This is a genomic window from Pseudomonas sp. B23(2017), assembly GCF_002113725.1.
Lineage (GTDB): Bacteria > Pseudomonadota > Gammaproteobacteria > Pseudomonadales > Pseudomonadaceae > Aquipseudomonas > Aquipseudomonas putida_Z.
The window spans coordinates 57753-76750 of sequence record NZ_NEJM01000012.1 but is presented as its reverse complement, the minus strand read 5'-3'; the positions used below and the strand labels follow the sequence as shown (position 1 = coordinate 76750).

16 protein-coding genes and 1 pseudogene are annotated in these 18998 nt (G+C 62.2%); 12 read left to right on the top strand and 5 right to left on the bottom strand.

Features of this window, described 5'->3' with window-relative positions; translation table 11 throughout:
* Positions 1–48: 48 nt before the first annotated feature.
* Positions 49–765, bottom strand: coding sequence for a hypothetical protein (locus tag CAG46_RS18930; RefSeq protein ID WP_080958440.1), 717 nt, complete (start codon positions 763–765; stop codon positions 49–51).
* 115 nt (positions 766–880) lie between these two features.
* Positions 881–1282, bottom strand: a complete 402-nt coding sequence (locus CAG46_RS18925) for a lysozyme inhibitor LprI family protein (protein WP_003257504.1) — start codon at positions 1280–1282, stop codon at positions 881–883.
* A 287-nt stretch (positions 1283–1569) separates the two neighbouring features.
* Here CAG46_RS18925 and CAG46_RS18920 point away from each other — a divergent pair, with 287 nt between their 5' ends.
* The 7 genes from CAG46_RS18920 to CAG46_RS18890 all read left to right on the top strand — a co-directional run bounded on the left by CAG46_RS18920 (position 1570) and on the right by CAG46_RS18890 (position 10930).
* On the top strand, positions 1570–2547 hold the full coding sequence (locus CAG46_RS18920; protein ID WP_003257506.1) for a dipeptidase: 978 nt from the start codon (positions 1570–1572) through the stop codon (positions 2545–2547).
* 77 nt (positions 2548–2624) lie between these two features.
* Positions 2625–3155 (top strand): DUF5943 domain-containing protein, encoded by a 531-nt coding sequence (locus CAG46_RS18915; RefSeq protein WP_013970507.1) that lies wholly within the window; start codon positions 2625–2627, stop codon positions 3153–3155.
* A 15-nt stretch (positions 3156–3170) separates the two neighbouring features.
* Complete coding sequence (gene dgcA, locus CAG46_RS18910) at positions 3171–5231, top strand: dimethylglycine demethylation protein DgcA (protein WP_025337383.1); 2061 nt, start codon at positions 3171–3173, stop codon at positions 5229–5231.
* A 177-nt stretch (positions 5232–5408) separates the two neighbouring features.
* The gene (gene dgcB / locus CAG46_RS18905; protein ID WP_085618409.1) at positions 5409–7361 is read left to right on the top strand and encodes a dimethylglycine demethylation protein DgcB; all 1953 of its coding nucleotides are present in this window, start codon (positions 5409–5411) and stop codon (positions 7359–7361) included.
* Positions 7361–8593: an electron transfer flavoprotein subunit alpha/FixB family protein gene (locus CAG46_RS18900; RefSeq protein ID WP_085618411.1), complete on the top strand. Its 1233-nt coding sequence runs from the start codon at positions 7361–7363 to the stop codon at positions 8591–8593. Before dgcB ends, CAG46_RS18900 begins: the two co-directional genes overlap by 1 nt.
* A gap of 10 nt (positions 8594–8603) precedes the next feature.
* Complete coding sequence (locus CAG46_RS18895) at positions 8604–9374, top strand: electron transfer flavoprotein subunit beta (protein ID WP_003257512.1); 771 nt, start codon at positions 8604–8606, stop codon at positions 9372–9374.
* A gap of 677 nt (positions 9375–10051) precedes the next feature.
* Positions 10052–10930: an RHS repeat-associated core domain-containing protein gene (locus CAG46_RS18890; protein ID WP_085618413.1), complete on the top strand. Its 879-nt coding sequence runs from the start codon at positions 10052–10054 to the stop codon at positions 10928–10930.
* Positions 10931–10973: 43 nt separating this feature from the next.
* Here CAG46_RS18890 and gbcA read toward each other — a convergent pair whose 3' ends face one another.
* On the bottom strand, positions 10974–12266 hold the full coding sequence (gene gbcA, locus CAG46_RS18885; protein ID WP_013970512.1) for a glycine-betaine demethylase subunit GbcA: 1293 nt from the start codon (positions 12264–12266) through the stop codon (positions 10974–10976).
* A 295-nt stretch (positions 12267–12561) separates the two neighbouring features.
* Between gbcA and gbcB the strand changes: the two genes are divergently transcribed.
* Positions 12562–13662 carry a glycine-betaine demethylase subunit GbcB gene (gene gbcB, locus CAG46_RS18875; protein ID WP_015268654.1) on the top strand — a complete coding sequence of 367 codons (1101 nt, stop codon included), beginning with the start codon at positions 12562–12564 and terminating at the stop codon, positions 13660–13662.
* A 123-nt stretch (positions 13663–13785) separates the two neighbouring features.
* Here gbcB and CAG46_RS18870 read toward each other — a convergent pair whose 3' ends face one another.
* A complete protein-coding gene (locus CAG46_RS18870) occupies positions 13786–15411 on the bottom strand; it encodes a methyl-accepting chemotaxis protein (RefSeq protein WP_085618415.1) in 1626 nt (541 codons plus the stop codon).
* Positions 15412–15686: 275 nt separating this feature from the next.
* Between CAG46_RS18870 and CAG46_RS18865 the strand changes: the two genes are divergently transcribed.
* The 4 genes and pseudogenes from CAG46_RS18865 to CAG46_RS29355 all read left to right on the top strand — a co-directional run bounded on the left by CAG46_RS18865 (position 15687) and on the right by CAG46_RS29355 (position 18332).
* Positions 15687–15917, top strand: coding sequence for a hypothetical protein (locus tag CAG46_RS18865; protein WP_085618417.1), 231 nt, complete (start codon positions 15687–15689; stop codon positions 15915–15917).
* Complete coding sequence (locus CAG46_RS18860; RefSeq protein WP_003257516.1) at positions 15914–16216, top strand: cell division protein ZapA; 303 nt, start codon at positions 15914–15916, stop codon at positions 16214–16216. The genes CAG46_RS18865 and CAG46_RS18860 overlap by 4 nt, the downstream gene beginning before the upstream one ends.
* Positions 16217–16394: 178 nt before the next feature.
* Positions 16395–17468 (top strand): annotated as a pseudogene (locus tag CAG46_RS29360) (cache domain-containing protein); the annotation flags it as partial.
* Positions 17469–17594: 126 nt separating this feature from the next.
* Positions 17595–18332: a methyl-accepting chemotaxis protein gene (locus CAG46_RS29355; RefSeq protein ID WP_371919195.1), complete on the top strand. Its 738-nt coding sequence runs from the start codon at positions 17595–17597 to the stop codon at positions 18330–18332.
* A gap of 149 nt (positions 18333–18481) precedes the next feature.
* Here CAG46_RS29355 and CAG46_RS18850 read toward each other — a convergent pair whose 3' ends face one another.
* Complete coding sequence (locus CAG46_RS18850; protein ID WP_143493500.1) at positions 18482–18922, bottom strand: hypothetical protein; 441 nt, start codon at positions 18920–18922, stop codon at positions 18482–18484.
* Positions 18923–18998: the final 76 nt, after the last annotated feature.

The window sequence follows — 18998 nt, the reverse complement described above, 5'->3', positions numbered from 1 at the left end:
AGGCGTAGGAAGGGGAACCTGGCGCCGCTGGGCGGCGCCAGGTGCAGGTCAGATGTCCAGTGCCAGGATATCGAACGCCTGGCTGGCCAGCTTCATCCTGACGGCTTCGCGCATGGCGTCGAAGTGGCGAACACTGAACGAGCCCTGCTGCGAGGCCCGGTATACGCGGGTGTTGGACTTGTCGATGATGCGGCCAGCGGAACCTGCGGTTTTTTCAGCCTTGTCATAGCTCAGCTGAACGCTGGTCATGTGCATGATCGGCAGGCCTTGAGGTGTCATTTCGCAGGCCGAAATCTGAATGGTGCTGGATTTGCCCGAAACGCTCACGCTGCTTTCTTCGAGCAGTTGCTGTGCCTTCGGCGTTTGCACGATCACTTCGAAGGAGCGTTTTACGCAGCGGCTCAGGCGGTGGCTGGCGCCGATCTGGACGGTGACGATCTGAGGCACCAGGGTGGCCAGCGTGTGGGTGTCCTTGTCGATTGCTTCTTCGACATGGGCGGCGCCGGTCAGCGTCCAGCCGAACTTGCCCAGGCCGTCGTTGTAGAAGTTGTACCACTCGCGCTGCTGGGTTTCCTTGTCGAACTTCTTGTTCGCCGACAGGTTCATCAGGCGCATGCCATCGAGCACGTCTTCGGCAACGCTGGCGGGTACATCCGGGGCAAAGATGCAGACGGTGTTGGCTACCATGACGGCGCGTTCTTCGCCTTCTTTCTTCAGGGCGGCAATGGCGCTGTTCATGTCGGTCTTGCTGATAGTGGAGGTCATGTCTTGGTTTCCGATCGAGTTCATCATCGGCACCTCGGGTGAGGCGCCGGGGACGCACTTTGGTTCGGATCGTCAAGACAGATAAGCCGAAAGCCTTTCCTGCCGAGGAACTCCCTTACTGCTGGCCGATGGACTGCAGGTACTCAGAGCGGTCATCGCTGCGCTGTGCCACGCAAGTGTTCCACGCCGCTTCGAACGCCTTGCTGCCCGGCTTCTCGGCGTAGGTTTCGACCTTGCAGTCGGCATCGCGCAGTTGCGTCCACAGTTTTTCGGCCGCCTCCATGCGCCCGGCCAGCGCATCTGCCTTGTCGCCTTCGTCGGCGTACTGGTCGCGAATGCGCTGTATCAGGTCGTCATACGCCGACTTCAGTTCACGCTCGGCCGTCTGCTTGTTGAACGCCGCGCAAGCGAATGTCTGCTGGTCGGTCTCGACGTTGTCGCACGGGGTGCTTTCTTCCTCGCCGGCCTGGGCGCCCGATACGACAGCCAGCAATACCAGCCATGCCATTGATTTCATCCGTTTTCTCCTCAACAAGGCTGACGAATCGGCTGGATTCTCGCTCAGCCGCCGACAAGACGATAGCTCCCTGAAGAAATGTTCATGAAACGGCCGGAAATGTCGTTATCGAGACTGTCTCTCATCGCCAGACGGCGCGCCAGAGGGCGCGATGTCGCGCATTGACGCTTTCGGCAAACCCCCTGTCGTTTTTGCATCGGGGCGCCTTTGGGCACAGGCATATGCTGGCCCCAAAGCGCCGGCAATAAGGTTTGGCGCAAACCCATTCAATAAAAGGGGACAGCCTGATGAGCCCAGCCGAACTTCACGCCGACAGCATCGTCATCGACGGCCTGATCATTGCCAAATGGAACCGCGAGCTGTTCGAGGACATGCGCAAAGGCGGGCTGACTGCGGCCAACTGCACGGTGTCGGTCTGGGAAGGCTTCAAGGCTACCGTCGACAACATCGCCGCCAGCCAGAAGCTGATCCGCGATAACAGCGACCTGGTGATGCCGGTACGCACCACCGCCGACATCCGCAAGGCCAAGGAGCTGGGCAAGACCGGCATCCTCTTCGGCTTCCAGAACGCCCACGCCTTCGAAGACCAGATCGCCTACGTCGACGTGTTCAAGCAGCTGGGCGTGGGCATCGTGCAGATGTGCTACAACACCCAGAACCTGGTCGGCACCGGCTGCTACGAGCGTGATGGTGGCCTGTCGGGCTTCGGCCGCGAGATCGTTGCCGAAATGAACCGCGTCGGCATCATGTGCGACCTGTCCCACGTCGGCTCCAAGACCTCCGAAGAAGTCATCCTCGAATCGAAAAAGCCGGTCTGCTACTCGCACTGCCTGCCTTCGGGCCTGAAGGAACACCCGCGCAACAAGTCGGACGAAGAGCTGAAGTTCATCGCCGACCACGGCGGTTTCGTCGGTGTGACCATGTTCGCGCCGTTCCTGGCCAAGGGCATCGACTCGACCATCGACGATTACGCCGAAGCCATCGAGTACACCATGAACATCGTCGGTGAGGACGCCATCGGTATCGGTACCGACTTCACCCAGGGCCACGGCCAGGACTTCTTCGAGTACCTGACCCACGACAAGGGCTACGCCCGTCGCCTGACCAACTTCGGCAAGATCATCAACCCGCTGGGCATCCGCACTGTGGGCGAATTCCCCAACCTCACCGAAACCTTGCTCAAGCGCGGCCACTCCGAGCGCGTGGTGCGCAAGATCATGGGTGAGAACTGGGTCAACGTCCTCAAGGACGTGTGGGGCGAGTAAGCCGCTCTCCAAGCCTGAAAGCCCCTGCCAGCAACGCCGGGGCATCCCAATAAAAAATTTTATGGAGTTGAGTTTCCATGGCCAAGATCGCCCCGCAATTGCCAATCGAAGTAGACAGCGAGACCGGTGTCTGGACCAGCGACGCCTTGCCGATGCTGTATGTGCCGCGCCATTTCTTCGTCAACAACCACATGGGCATCGAGGAAGTCCTTGGCGCCGACAAGTACGCCGAGATCCTCTACAAGGCCGGCTACAAGTCCGCCTGGCACTGGTGTGAAAAAGAAGCCGAGTGCCATGGCCTGGAAGGCGTGGCGGTGTTCGAGCACTACATGAAGCGCCTGAGCCAGCGCGGCTGGGGCCTGTTCGAAATCCAGGACATCGACCTCGACAAGGGCACCTGCAGCGTCAAGCTCAAGCACTCCGCGTTCGTGTACGTCTATGGCAAGTGCGGCCGCAAGGTCGACTACATGTTCACCGGCTGGTTCGCCGGTGCCATGGACCAGATTCTCGCTGCCCGCGGCAGCTCGATCCGCACCGTGGCCGAACAGGTCTATGGCGGGTCGGAAGAAGGCCACGAAGATGGCCTGTTCGTTACAAAGCCGTTGTAAGCCGGAGATAGCGTCATGGCATTCGAAGCAATGTTCCAGCCGATCCAGATCGGCAAACTGACCATCCGCAACCGTGTGCTCAGCACCGCGCACGCCGAGGTCTACGCCACTGACGGCGGCATGACGACCGACCGCTACGTGAAGTACTACGAAGAAAAGGCCAAGGGCGGTATCGGCCTGGCGATCTGCGGCGGCTCGTCGGTGGTAGCCATCGACAGCCCGCAGGAGTGGTGGGCGTCGGTCAACCTGTCGACCGACCGCATCATCCCGCACTTCCAGAACCTGGCCGACGCCATGCACAAGCATGGCGCCAAGATCATGATCCAGATTACCCACATGGGCCGTCGCTCGCGCTGGGACGGCTTCAACTGGCCGACCCTGATGTCGCCGTCGGGTATCCGTGAACCCGTGCACCGCGCCACCTGCAAGACCATCGAGGTGGAAGAGATCTGGCGCGTGATCGGCAACTACGCGCAAGCTGCCCGCCGCGCCAAGGAAGGTGGCCTGGACGGCGTGGAACTGTCGGCCGTGCACCAGCACATGATCGACCAGTTCTGGAGCCCGCGGGTCAACAAGCGTACCGACGAATGGGGCGGTACCTTCGAAGGCCGCATGAAGTTCGGCCTCGAAGTACTGAAGGCTGTGCGCGCCGAGGTCGGTGACGACTTCTGCGTGGGCATGCGTATCTGTGGCGACGAGTTCCACCCCGATGGCCTCAGCCACGAGGACATGAAGCAGATCGCTGCCTACTACGACGCCACTGGCATGCTCGACTTCATCGGCGTGGTCGGTTCGGGTTGCGACACCCACAACACCCTGGCCAACGTAATCCCGAACATGAGCTACCCGCCGGAGCCGTTCCTGCACCTGGCGGCCGGCATCAAGGAAGTGGTCAAGGTCCCGGTGCTGCACGCGCAGAACATCAAGGACCCGAACCAGGCCACGCGTATCCTCGAAGGCGGCTACGTGGACATGGTCGGCATGACCCGTGCGCACATGGCTGACCCGCACCTGATCGCCAAGATCAAGATGGGCCAGATCGATCAGATCAAGCAGTGCGTCGGTGCCAACTACTGCATCGACCGCCAGTACCAGGGCCTGGATGTACTGTGCATCCAGAACGCCGCGACCTCCCGTGAATACATGGGCGTGCCGCACATCATCGAGAAGACCACCGGCGCCAAGCGCAAGGTGGTGGTGGTTGGCGCCGGCCCGGCCGGCATGGAAGCGGCCCGCGTGGCTGCCGAACGTGGCCACGATGTGACCCTGTTCGAGAAGAAGGAGCAGATCGGCGGGCAGATCACCATCGCCGCCAAGGCCCCGCAGCGCGACCAGATCGCCGGTATCACCCGCTGGTACCAGCTGGAGCTGGCGCGCCTGAAGGTCGACCTGCGCCTGGGCACCGCCGCCGACGTGGCTGCCATCCAGGACCTGCGCCCGGACATCATCGTGCTGGCGGTGGGTGGGCATTCCTTCCTGGAGCAGAACGAGCACTGGGGCGCCGCCGAAGGGCTGGTGGTCAGCAGCTGGGACGTGCTCGACGGCAAGGTTGCGCCGGGCAAGAACGTGCTGGTGTACGACACCATCTGCGAGTTCACCGGCATGTCGGTGGCTGACTTCATCGCCGACAAGGGCAGCCAGGTCGAGATCGTCACCGACGACATCAAGCCGGGTGTGGCCATGGGCGGTACTACCTTCCCGACCTACTACCGCAGCATGTACCCGAAAGAAGTGATCATGACCGGCGACATGATGCTGGAAAAGGTCTACCGCGAAGGCGACAAGCTGGTGGCGGTGCTGGAAAACGAATACACCGGTGCCAAGGAAGAGCGCGTGGTCGACCAGGTGGTGGTGGAGAACGGCGTGCGTCCTGACGAGCAGCTGTACTACGCACTGAAGGAAGGTTCGCGCAACAAAGGCCAGATCGACGTGGAGGCACTGTTCGCCATCAAGCCACAGCCGATCCTCAGCCAGCCGGGCGAAGGCTACCTGCTGTACCGCATCGGCGACTGCGTGGCCCAGCGCAACGTGCATGCGGCGATCTACGACGCCTTGCGGCTGTGCAAGGACTTCTGATCGAGAAAAATCGTCGCCACCGGGCGCGGTCCCTGTGGGAGCGGGTTCACCCGCGAAAGCGTCAGCACAAGCAACAGAGTTGTCTGATCTGACGCATTCGCGGGTAAACCCGCTCCCACAAGGGGCCAATCCCACCTTCAGAGTGGCGCAAGAATCCAGCTGTTGTGGGAGCCTCCCATGTTGAACACCCTTCTACCTATCCTGCTGTTCGCTGCCCTTGGCCTGGCAGTGCTCGGCGCCCTGCGCCGGGTGCGCATGTGGCGGCGTGGCCGGCCGTCCAAGGTCAACCTGATCGGCGGCCTGCTGGCCATGCCGCGCCGCTACCTGGTCGACCTGCACCATGTGGTCGAGCGCGACAAGTACATGTCCAAGACCCACGTGGCCACCGCTGGCGGCTTCGTGCTGTCGGCCGTGCTGGCGATCCTGGTGCACGGCTTCGGCCTGCAGAGCAAGATCCTCGGCTACGCGTTGCTGGTGGCCACGGTGATCATGTTCAGCGGCGCCATCTTCGTCTTCAAGCGCCGCCTCAACCCGCCTTCGCGCCTGTCCAAGGGCCCGTGGATGCGCCTGCCGAAGAGCCTGCTGGCGTTTGCCGTGAGCTTCTTCATCGCCACCTTGCCGGTCGCCGGCATCCTGCCGGCCAACACCGGTGGCTGGGTGATGGTGGGCATTCTCGGCCTGGGCGTGCTGTGGGGCGTGTCGGAGCTGTTCTTCGGCATGACCTGGGGCGGCCCGATGAAACACGCCTTCGCCGGTGCCCTGCACCTGGCCTGGCACCGCCGCGCCGAACGCTTCGGCGGCGGCCGTTCCACCGGCCTCAAGCCGCTGGACCTGGAAGACCCGAACGCGCCGCTGGGCGTGGAAAAACCGGTGGACTTCACCTGGAACCAGCTGCTGGGCTTCGATGCCTGCGTGCAGTGCGGTAAATGCGAAGCCATGTGCCCGGCCTTTGCCGCCGGCCAGCCGCTGAACCCGAAAAAGCTCATCCAGGACATGGTCATCGGCCTGGCCGGTGGCACCGACGCGCAGTTCGCCGGCAGCCCATACCCGGGCAAACCGATCGGTGAGCATGGCGGCCACCTGCACCAGCCGATCGTCAATGGCCTGGTCGACGCCGAAACGCTGTGGTCGTGCACCACCTGCCGTGCCTGCGTCGAGGAATGCCCGATGATGATCGAGCACGTCGATGCCATCGTCGACATGCGCCGTCACCTCACCCTGGAAAAAGGCGCCACCCCGAACAAGGGCGCCGAAGTGCTGGACAACCTGATCGCTACCGACAACCCGGGCGGCTTCGCCCCTGGCGGGCGCATGAACTGGGCCGCCGACCTCAACCTGCAACTGCTGTCGGAGGTGAAAACCACCGAGGTGCTGTTCTGGGTCGGTGACGGTGCCTTCGACATGCGCAACCAGCGCACCCTGCGCTCGTTCGTCAAAGTGCTCAAGGCGTCGGGCGTGGACTTTGCCGTGCTCGGCCTGGAAGAGCGCGACAGCGGCGACGTGGCGCGCCGTCTGGGCGATGAAGCGACCTTCCAGCAACTGGCCAAACGCAATATCCAGACCCTGGGCAAGTACAAGTTCCAGCGCATCGTCACCTGCGATCCGCACAGCTTCCATGTGCTGAAGAACGAGTACGGCGCCCTGGGCGGGGACTATCAGGTGCAGCATCACAGCACCTACATCGCCGAACTGATCGCGGCCAACAAGCTCAACCTCGGCCAGCACAAGGGCGGCAGCGTCACCTACCACGACCCGTGCTACCTGGGCCGTTACAACGGCGAGTACGAAGCTCCGCGTGCCGTGCTCAAGGCCCTGGGTATCGAAGTGCGCGAGATGCAGCGCTCGGGCTTCCGTTCCCGTTGCTGCGGCGGTGGTGGCGGTGCGCCGATCACCGACATCCCTGGCAAGCAGCGTATCCCGGACATGCGCATGGACGACATCCGCGAGACCGAGGCCGAGCTGGTAGCTGTGGGTTGCCCACAGTGCACCGCCATGCTCGAAGGTGTGGTCGAACCGCGCCCGCAGATCAAGGACCTGGCCGAACTGGTGGCCGACGTGCTGATCGAAGAGGACGCGCCCTCTGCCCCAAAGCCGCAAACGGCCAAACGTGAACCTGCGGAGGTGCACTGATGAGCGACATTATCCGCCGCGACCCACGCGCCGAGTGGATCGCCCGTAACCGTCTGCACCCGCTGCATGCAGCGATGCAGACGCAGCAGACCAGCTGGATGGGGCCCAACGGCCTCATCCGCAAGAACCCCCACGCGATTGCCGCAGGCTTCATCGGCCCGGCCGGCATCAAGCGCATCGACCGCAGCGGCGCCCAGCAGGGTACCGCCGTGGGCGGGCGACGCACGGCGGCGGCCGAGGTCAAGCTGCCGCTGCACCAGGTGCCGGCGCCGGCGTTCTACATCGCCGTTGTGCCGGACATGGTCGGTGGCCGCCTGAGCAGCCACGACCGCGACCTGCTCGGCCTGGCCCACAGCCTGGCCGGCAGCGACGGTGCGGTGCTGGCAGTGGTGTTTGGCGAGCACAAGGAAAGCAACTTTTCCACAGCCGGGGTCGACCGCCTGCTGGTCATCGAAGGCGAGGCTTTCGAAGGTTATGCACCGGAGCAACTGGTACAAGGTCTGCGGGCTGTGGATAACCAGTTCACCCCGCGCCACTGGCTGCTGCCCGACAGCCGCACCGGTGGTGGCGAACTGGGCCGGCGCCTGGGCGCGGCACTGGGTGAGCGCCCGGCGACGCGGGTATGGCAGGTCAAGGACGGCCAATGCATCGGCCGTGCCGGTGCCGGCCAGCAAGACCTGCAGCGCGCCGTACCACGCTTGATCCTGGCGGCGGCCGAGTGCGCCGAGCCGGTCAGCGAAACCCGGCACGAAGCGCTGCCCGTGGAGTTGTCCACAAGCGTGGCGCGCAGCCTGTCGCGCATCGAAGACCTCGGCTCGGTGGCCGTGGACCCGGCCACCATTGCCATGGCCGAAGCCGAGTTCATCGTCTCGGGCGGCAACGGGGTCAAGGACTGGGACCTGTATCACAAGGCCACCGCGGCCCTTGGCGCCACCGAAGGCGCCTCGCGGGTGGCGGTGGACGACGGTTTCATGCCGCGCAACCGCCAGGTAGGTGCCACCGGTACCTGGGTTACCGCGCGGGTCTACGTGGCTGTGGGTATCTCGGGCGCGATCCAGCACCTGCAGGGCATCGGCGCCTGCGACAAGGTGGTGGCGATCAACATGGACCCGGGCTGCGACATGATCAAACGGGCCGACCTGTCGGTAATTGGCGACAGTTCGGCGATTCTCCAGGCACTGATCGAGGCTGTGGACAACTACCGCAGCGTCGGCCAGCGCGACGCGGCATAAGGGCACGAGCATGAGTACGAAAGTGATCAGCCTGGTTTCCATCGGTGCCCACCCCAGCTCCGGCCGCGCTCGCCGCGCCGAGCAGGATGCGCGCGCCGTGGAGCTGGGTTTGCAGCTGGCTGGGGATAACTTGCAGGTGGTGCATGCCGGCGACCCACGGGAAGAGGCGCTGCGCGCCTACCTGGGGATGGGTCTGGACCATCTGGATGTGCTGGAGCAGCCGGCTGGTGCCGACGTGCTGGGCGTGCTCGGGGATTACCTGCGCGATGCCGGGGCACAGCTGGTGCTGACCGGTAGCCAGGCCGAGACCGGCGAAGGGTCGGGCATGTTGCCGTTCCTGCTGGCCGAAAAGCTCGGTTGGCCGCTGATTGTGGGGTTGGCTGAAGTGGAGTCGATCGACAACGGCACCGCCCAGGTATTGCAGGCGCTGCCGCGCGGTCAGCGGCGTCGGCTGAAGGTGCGCCTGCCGTTGCTGGCGACTGTGGATAACGCTGCGCCCAAGCCGCGCCAGAGTGCTTTCGGGCCGGCGCGTCGGGGTGTTCTGGCGGCACGCAACGTGGCTATCGTCGAGGACGAACTGCTGGCCGAAGCCGAACTGCAGCCAGCCCGCCCACGGCCCAAGCGGCTGAAGGTGATCAAGGCCAAGAGCGGTGCCGACCGGATGAAGGCGGCGACGGCCAAGGCCAGTGGCGGCGGTGGCAAGGTGTTGAAGGACGTTTCTCCACAGGAAGGCGCCGAGGCCATCCTCAAGCTGCTGGTGGAAGAGGGCGTGCTGCGCTAGAGCCTCACGCGGTCCCGGTGTAGGAGCGGCCTTGTGTCGCGATGGGCTGCGCAGCAGGCCCCGGCAATCTTGACTCATAGTCGAGATCCTGGGGCCGCGCTGCGGCCCATCGCGACACAAGGCCGCTCCTACATTCCATACACAGCCTCGATCGAGCGCTTTTGCCCACCAAATCTGTTCGCCAAGGTGTGGATAAAGTGTTGGCGCATGGCCGTAGCCCTTGTATCACGTGGCTCCCAAGCTTTTGATCAAAAAACGATCAGTCTTATCCCTGCCTTCGCATGCAACGCGCGGCAGCCCTCCTGATTTTGCCCACAATCGCTGTTAGCCGGTCTGTGGATAATCTGTTCGGTATCTCCTGTAAGCGGCGTAGTGAAAGGCTTTGACAGATTTGTTCAAAAATTGATCAATCCCGCCTGAATCCTACGCGATGCCTGAAAATCAAGCCTTTAAGGCACTTATCAACAGGGTGATTGCAGAAAATTCAACAGTTGCACACAAACTCTGTTGGTGTCTCTGTGGACAAGGTGTACGAAGTCCGCTGTAGCCCAATAAAAATGCGGCTTTGGCCGATGTGATCAAATAATGACCAGGTGCCTGACTGATATTTTTGTCAGTACACAGACACACGATTAATAGTTACCGTGCCCGCAAGCGCGCAAAATTGTGGATAAGTCATGGCGACATTCTTGTTGAATACTGATCAGCAGCATTCTGTATTGGGTCGGTCTCCCTTCGACCCGCAGGCCTATTCACCCTACGGTTTCCTGCAAGCTGGCTTAGAACCAGTGCTGGGTTTTTGTGGCCTACCTCGGAGTTCTTTGACAGGTCAATACTTGTGCGGAAACGGACATCGCTCCTATAGCCCGGTCCTTATGCGTTTTTTGAGCGCTGACAGATGCAGCCCGTTCGACGAAGGTGGATTGAATACCTACGCCTACTGCAGCGGTGATCCAATCAACAGGATCGATCTGGACGGACAGAGTTGGCGGACTTTCTTTGGGGCGGGGTCAAGTGCAGTTACCGCCACCGGCGCGATTGTGAGAACTGCAAGAAACGAGGCATTACGGCTTCAACACCGGCACCGCACTTCTCGAGGCCTGCCCTCCACCTACGCCGAACCGCCGCTGTCGAGCCGCATTGGCAACACTGCGTTTGCTGCAACCGGTGCAGCAGGAGTTGTAGCCAACGTGCTGTCGAGTGCCGAGAGCGGTTGGGCAGAAGGTTCATTGATACCACTCAGCACTAAATTCGGCTTGGCCAATACCGGAGGTAACATTGCGGGGGGCGTTACGTCCAATTTTAATGCTGCGCGGGAGACCTGGGCATTGATGGGGCAGCCAGGCATACCGTCGAGCAGCGTCGTATTTGGTACGTTCGTGGAGGTGACCGGCCTCAGGATGGCGGGCGAGGCGGTGAGATTCGTTGGTCGCAAGAGCTGGGAGCTGGCAGACAGAATCGCCCATACGGCTCAGGGCGCTTATCAAGCTTGGCGACAGTGGGGGAGGGGCACGACTCGGTCTGAAACCGAAATGCGTGATGTGCGCAGGCCCTGACGCCTCCTGGCACGTGTGATAACGCGCCAGGAGGTGGGGCGAGTTATTGCGCCTGAACCTCCTTCAGGTACGCCGCCGGCTCCGCCCCCAGGTTGTTCAGCAAGCGCTGGCTGTACCAGTCAATGAAGTTGACCACGCCAAACTCGTAGGTTTTCGAGTATGGCCCAGGCTGGTAAGCGGTGGAGTTGATACCACGCTGGTTTTCCTCGGCCAGGCGACGGTCCTGGTCGTTGGTGGCGTCCCACACCTTGCGCATGTTCTCGGGGTTGTAGTCCACACCCTCCACGGCATCCTTGTGCACCAGCCACTTGGTAGTGACCATGGTTTCCTGGGCGCTGATCGGCCACACGGTGAACACGATCATGTGGTCGCCCATGCAGTGGTTCCAGGAGTGTGGCAGGTGCAGGATGCGCATCGAGCCCAGGTCCGGGTTCTGGATACGACCCATCAGCTTCTGGCAGGCCTGCTTGCCGTCCATGGTCATCGACACGGTGCCCTTGAGCAGTGGCATGCGCACGATACGGTTACGCAGGCCATGGCTCTTGTGCAGGTACGGGATCTTCTCGGCTTCCCAGGCGGCGGCGGAGGCGGCCACGTGGTCCTTGAATTCCTGGCTGGCGCGTGGGTCGTTGGTGTCGTCCCATTCCAGCAGGGTTTGCAGCAGCTCCGGGTGCGAACCGTTGCAGTGGTAGCACTCGCGGTTGTTTTCCAGCACCAGCTTCCAGTTGGCCTTTTCCATCAAGGTGGTCTGCACCGCCACCTTGGTGTTTTCCATGTCGTACGGTTCCATGTAGTGGTCCAGGGTGGCCAGGAACTCGTCGATGGCAGGCGGGTTTTCCGCCAGGCTGATGAAGATGTAGCCGCCGGCGACCTTCACGTTCACAGGCTTCAGGCCATACTGGTTCATGTCGAAGTCGGCACCCATTTCGGTACCGGCGAACAGCAGGCGGCCGTCCAGCTCGTAGGTCCACTGGTGGTACGGGCAGACCAGCTTGGCCACCTTGCCCTTGTCGCTGACGCACAGGCGCGAACCGCGGTGGCGGCAGACGTTGTGGAAGGCGTGCACCTTACCTTCGGCGCCACGCACCACGATGATCGGGTTCTTGCCGATCTGCAGGGTGATGTAGTTGCCCTTGGCCGGGATCTCGCAGGTCATGCCGGCGATCAGCCACTCCTTGTGGAAGATCTCCTGCATGTCGATCTGGAACAGACGCTCGTCGGTGTAGAAAGGCTGGGGCAGCGAGTAGGTGCGCTCGCGGGTCTGCAGCATCTCGGCGGTGGCCTTGCGTGCAGGTTCCAGTGGATCGCCCAGGCTCAGGGTTGCGGTGACGTCCATCGTGTATTCCTCGGGGCCGTGTGCGGCCGGCAAAAGGTGGCTAATCGTTGTTGTGGTGCCGCAAGGCTGCTTATCAAGAAACAGCTGGTTGTTTTGCCGTGGAGTGTGCGTCCGAAGGCGTCATGAACCGTATCCATGGGCGACATGGCCGATTTGAATTACGACGCGCCAGCCCTTGCAGCGCGGGGCTGGTCGCGATAAGCACGCCGATGTCGCTGGCAGGAATGTACGTCGTCTTCAGCTTGCGCATTATCCAAGCCATAAAAAGGCCAATAGTCGGCTGCTGGAGATGAACATGTCCGATACCTTCCTCAATCCGGTCACTACCCAGACCTGGGCCAACGGCCGCCACATCGTGCGCTGCGTCAAGGTCATCCAGGAGACCTGGGACGTGCGCACGTTCTGCTTCATGGCCGATCAGCCGATCATGTTCTTCTTCAAGCCGGGGCAGTTCGTCACCCTGGAGCTGGAGATCGAAGGCAAGCCGGTGATGCGTTCCTACACCATCTCCAGTTCACCGTCGGTGCCCTACAGCTTCTCGATCACCGTCAAGCGTGTACCGGGCGGCCTGGTGTCCAACTTCCTCCACGACACCATGCACGAAGGCGCCGAGCTGCCGGTGCACGGCCCGGTGGGGCTGTTCAATGCTATCGATTTCCCGGCGCAGAAGGTGCTTTACCTCTCGGGCGGTGTCGGGATCACCCCGGTCATGTCGATGGCGCGCTGGTTCTACGACACCAACGGCAATGTCGACATGGTGTTCGTGCACAGCGCCCGTTCGCCGAAGGACATCATTTACCACCGCGAGCTGGAGCAGATGGCCTCGCGCATCCCCAATTTCAGCCTGCACATCATTTGTGAAAAGCATGGCCTGGGTGAGCCGTGGGCGGGTTATCGCGGTTACCTCAACCAGCGCCTGATGGAGCTGATCGCGCCGGACTACATGGACCGCGTGGTGTTCTGCTGCGGCCCGACGCCATACATGACTGCGGTCAAGCGCATGCTCGAAGCGGTCGGCTTCGACATGAAGAACTATCACGAGGAATCGTTTGGCGCGACGCCGCCCGAGGCCAAGGCCGATGCGGTGGAGCATGCCGAGCAGGCTGCCGACGCGCCGGAACTGGATGCGGCCGATCTCAACCTGGTGGAGTTCATCGGCAGCGAGAAGAGCATCCGCATCGCCCCGGGCGAGACCGTGCACGCGGCGGCGGCCAAGGTTGGCCTGATGATCCCGAAAGCCTGCGGCATGGGCATTTGCGGCACCTGCAAGGTGCTCAAGCTGGGCGGCGAAGTGGAGATGGAGCACAACGGCGGCATTACCGAAGAGGACGAAGCCGAGGGCTACATCCTGTCGTGCTGCAGCGTGCCGAAAGGGGATGTGCGGATCGATTACTGATCTGAAATTGCAGGGGGCTGCTTTGCAGCCCATCGCGACACAAGGCCGCTCCTACAGGGGATCGCGTACCTCCTGTAGGAGCGGCCTTGTGTCGCGATGGGCCGCAAAGCGGCCCCAGGTTTTTCAAGTACGGAACCGCGCCACCAACCCATTCAGATCCACGGCCAACCGCGACAACTCCGCACTCGCCGCACTGGTCTGATGCGCCCCGGTAGCACTCTGCACCGACAGGTCATTGATGTTCACCAGGTTGCGGTCCACTTCCCGTGCCACCTGCGCCTGCTCTTCCGCCGCGCTGGCAATCACCAGGTTACGCTCGTTGATCTGCGCCACCGCCCCGGCGATGGTGTCCAGCGCCATGCCTGCGCCACGGGCAATGTTCAGGGTGGATTCGGCACGCTCGGTGCTGGTGCGCATCGATTCCACCGCTTCTTCCGTACCGCCCTGGATACTGCCGATCATCCGCTCGATCTCGCTGGTCGACTGCTGGGTACGATGAGCCAGCGCCCGCACCTCATCAGCCACCACGGCAAAGCCCCGGCCCGCCTCACCGGCACGTGCCGCCTCGATCGCGGCGTTCAGCGCCAGCAGGTTGGTCTGGTCGGCCAGGCCACGGATCACGTCCAGCACCTTGCCGATATCGCGCGACTGTTCGGCCAGGTGAGTGATCAGTTTGGCAGTGGCCTGCACATCGCCGCTCATGCGCTCGATGGCACCCACGGTCTCCATCACCAGGTCACGTCCATCACCGGTGGAGCGGCTGGCTTCACTGGACGCTTCCGAGGTGCTCACGGCATTGCGCGCCACTTCTTCCACAGCGCTGGTCATTTCAGTTACCGCAGTGGCAGCCTGCTCGATCTCGTTGTTCTGCTGCTGCAGGCCACGGGCACTTTCGTCGGTGACGGCATTCAACTCTTCGGCCGCCGAGGCCAGCTGGGTGGCGGAGCCGGCGATCTGTTGCAGGGTATCGCGCAGCTTGTCCTGCATGCGGGCCATGGCACGCAGCAGGCGGGCGGCTTCGTCGGTGCCTTCGGCGCGGATGACGTGGGTCAGGTCACCGTCGGCGACCTGTTCGGCGCTTTTGAGTGCTTCTTCGATCGGCTTGACGATGCTGCGGGTCAGCAGGAAGGCGCAGACGAAAGTCAGCACGGTGGCGGCGACCAGCAGGCCGATCACCAGGGCGAAGGCAGCGGCGTACTGGTTGGCGGCCTTCTCGTTGGTGGCGCGGGTCTGGTCGGTGTTGATGCGCACCAGGGTGTCCATGACTTTGTTGATCTGTTCGGAGTTGGCCAGCAGGTCGCGGTTGAGCAGGTCGCGCAGTTCGTCGACGCGGTCGGCCTGGCTCAGGCTGCGCATGCGCGACTCAAGTTGGCGGTACTGGTTGAGCAACTGGCCGTACTGGTCGAATGCAGCCTGTTCGTCGGCGGCGCCGATCATCGGCAGGTAGGCCTGGCGTGCACGGTCGATCTGGCTGTTGCGTTCGTCCAGCAGGCTCAGGGTCTCGCGCTGGGTCGCCGGCTCGCGGTTGAGCAGCAGGCGGTAGGAGAGGGTGCGCATGCGCAGGTTCAGGGCGGTGAGTTCGTCGAGGATCTTGATGCTGGGCACGCTGACCTGTTCGATGACGACGCCGGCCTGGCGGATGTTGCCCATCTGGATGAGGGAGAAGATGCCGAGGCCAAGCATCAGCAGGCCGATGAGCGCGAAGCCGAGCAGCGCGCGCGGGGCGATGTTCATATTACGTAGAGACATGAAGGGACGATCCAGGCAAAGGGAAAAGGGTGCGCAAAGTGCGACAGAACATGACTTGCCGGGCTATCGGTTGTGACTGCTCAGTCTTGAGTGCTGTTGGCGAAAATTGTGAGGTTGCTAACCTTTTCCTGACCGGCGGTTGACCCATGTCGGAACAAGGGGGTGGTTCCTCTGTCAATCTGCGGGTTAGACACCTTGTGAATCCGATATTTAATGGCGATGGGCCGTACTTTTCTTTATCGTGTGCGCCCCTCGCAACAACCTGAGATAGACCCATGCTGGAAGCTTCCCTGAACCAAATCGAGCAACTGGTCAGCGACCTGATGCAGAAGAACGCTCAACTCACCGAGCAGAACACCGTCCTCGGCCAGGAATTGGCCCAGGCCAAGGAAGAGAACGAAACCCTGCAGCTGTCGCTGATGGAGCAGGAAGAGAAGAACGGCAGCACCGCCGCACGCCTGCAGGCCCTGCTCGAGCGCGCCAACGCCGGCGTCGTAGGCGCATGACACTGCGAGCGCAGCCGATCAATGTCGTGTCGATCCTCGGCAACGACTATTCGATCAAGGCGCCTGAAGGCCAGGAAGCGACCCTGGCCCAGGCGGTGCAGATGCTCAACACCGCCCTGGCCCAGACCAAGCGTCAGTACCCGACCCTGATCGGCGACAAACTGCTGGTGCTGGCCGCGCTGAACCTGTGTTCGCGGCAGATCGAACTGCAGGATGAGCACCGCAAGACGCTGGAGCGTACCCAGGCGCAGATCGACGCCACGGTGGACGCCATCGTGCGAACCATAGCCGAACAATAAGGCCTTGCATCGCCCTCTGTGGGAGCGGGTTCACCCGCGAATGCGTCAGTGCATTCAGCATCGCATTCGCGGGTAAACCCGCTCCCACAGGGCATATGATTGCTTCAGATCACTGGATTAACTGGATACGCAAGTGTATACACTTTCCGCAAAACAATAATTATGCGGGGAGTAGGGCATGCGTATCTGGCGCAAGAGCATCCAGTGGCAGTTGATCACCAGCATGGGCGCCGCCCTGCTGGCGAGCATCCTGGTGGTGGTCATCATTTTCACGGTGGCGCTAAACCGCCTCACCGAACGCTACCTGGTCGATACCGCGCTGCCCACCAGCATCGAGGCCATCCGCAACGACATCGAGCGCATGCTCGGCCAGCCGCTGGTGGCGGCGGCGGATATTGCCGGCAACACCCTGCTGCGCGACTGGCTTGCCGCCGGTGAAGACCCCGCCCAGGCCGCTCCATTCATCGAATACCTGACCGCCGCCAAGCAGCGCAACCAGGCCTTCACCACCTTGTTCGTCTCGACCGAAACCGGCCACTACTACAACGAGAATGGTCTGGACCGTACCCTCAGCCGCAGCAACCCCAAGGACAAATGGTTCTACGGCTACATCGACAGCGGTGCCGAACGCCTGATCAACATCGACAACGACGGTGCCACCGGCGAACTCGCGCTGTTCATCGACTATCGCGTGGAAAAGAACGGCCAACTGGTCGGTGTGGCCGGCATGGGCCTGCGCATGACCGAACTGTCGAAGCTGATTCATGACTTCAAATTTGGCGAGCACGGCAAGGTGTTCCTGGTGCGTAACGATGGCCTGATCCAGGTTCATCCGGACGCTGCCTTCAGCGGCAAACGCCAGCTCACCGAACAGCTCGGCGCGGATGCCGCCAAGGCGCTGATGACCGGCGGCGAAGGCCTGCGCAGCAGCCGCTTCAGCCGTGACGGTGAAAGCTACCTGGCGCTCGGCCTGCCCCTGCGCGACCTCAACTGGACGCTGGTGGCCGAGGTGCCCGAGGAGGAAATCTACGCGCCAATGCATCAGGCGGTATGGCTGACCAGCCTGATCGGTGGTGCGGTGGCCCTGGTGTCGCTGCTGCTGGTGGTGCTGCTGGCGCGTGGCCTGGTGCGGCCGATCCGCCGCGTCACAGCGGCGCTGGTGCAGATCGGCAGCGGCGCGGGTGACCTCAGCCACCGGCTGGACGATTCACGCCAGGACGAACTGGGCGACCTGGCGCGTGGCTTCAACCGCTTCCTCGACAGCCAGCGCCGGTTGATCGGCGAGGTATTGCACACTTCCGAGCGGCTGCACCTGGCGGTCGAGCAGGTGACACAGGTGGTGGACAACACCGCCGAGCGTTCCGGGCGCCAGCAGGAAATGACCGAAATGGTCGCTACCGCCGTGCACGAAATGGGTTTGACCGTGCAGGACATTGCCCGCAATGCCGGTGATGCGGCCCAGGCCTCGCAGTCGGCGAGGGACGAAGCCCTGCAGGCGCGTGAAGTGGTGCAACGCTCGATCCGTGGTATCGAGGGGATGTCGGGCGATATCGGCAAGGCGGCCGACGCAGTCAGCCAGCTGGCCGATGAAGTGGCCTCGATCGACGAAGTTCTGGCGGTTATTCGTAGCATTTCCGAGCAAACCAACCTGCTGGCGCTGAATGCTGCCATTGAAGCGGCCAGGGCAGGGGAGATGGGCCGTGGGTTTGCCGTGGTGGCCGATGAGGTGCGTACCTTGGCCCGGCGCACGCAGCTGTCCACCGACGAAGTGCAGCAGATGATCCAGCGCTTGAAGCAGGGCGCGGGTTCGGCGGTGAGTTCGATGCAGGCGGGGCAGCAGGCGACGGGTAGCGGGGTGGAGTCGAGCCAGCGCACCGGGGCGTCATTGGGGGCGATCACTGACCAGGTGGAGCACATCAGCGACATGAACCATCAGGTGGCTACTGCGACCGAAGAGCAGTCGGCGGTGACCGAGGAGATCAACCGTACAGTGCAGGGGATTTCCGACCTGGCGCGGGAGACCGCGGCGGAGGTGCAAGGGTGTCGCGAGGAATGCCTGGCATTGCGTGGTTTGGCTAACGATCTGGCGCAGCAGATGAATGGCTTCAGATTATGATCGACTCATGGGGTGCGGCAAAAGACCTGGCAGCTTTGTAAGGGAGCAACGCAGTCGATAGACGCGTTACTGGCTTGATGTAGCTCACCCCAGAATGTTGAATCACGATACTGGGGTGAGCCAATTATTCAGCCGAGCAATGCTATTGCTCACTGCGGCTCATTAATATAAAAATCGATGTAGGCATCGCCGTCGGAGAATACTTCGATCGCTGCAAATACGCTTGGGTTTTCAATCATCACGCCTTCAAACTCGAATTCCGGCTGCGAGGTATAGATCGAGATAACGCCGACGTCATGCACGGTGTAGGGTTTTTCGTTGGCGTAGATAGTTGCACCGACATGAGTGGTACGTTTGCCGGCACGCCGCTTCAGCGGTTGCTGGATACGGCCCAGCTTGTAGGTTTTGCTTGCTGCCGCCTGGTTACCTGATACAGAGATACTGGCGACTCTGCCGATAACGGCGTTGGTCTCCGAAGCGGCTTGCACGATGTCACCCACCTTTACCGAAGCAAGGGCTTTGGCGGCTTCTGCGTTACCCGCGATTTCGACACTTTCGTTTTCGTACTGGAATTTCAAAGTGGCGCTCATGGTCTGGTCCCTCTTGGAATACAGGTATCTTGAGAAGTACATGTCCTTCGAGAGCCAGTTTCATTTATCGGAACTT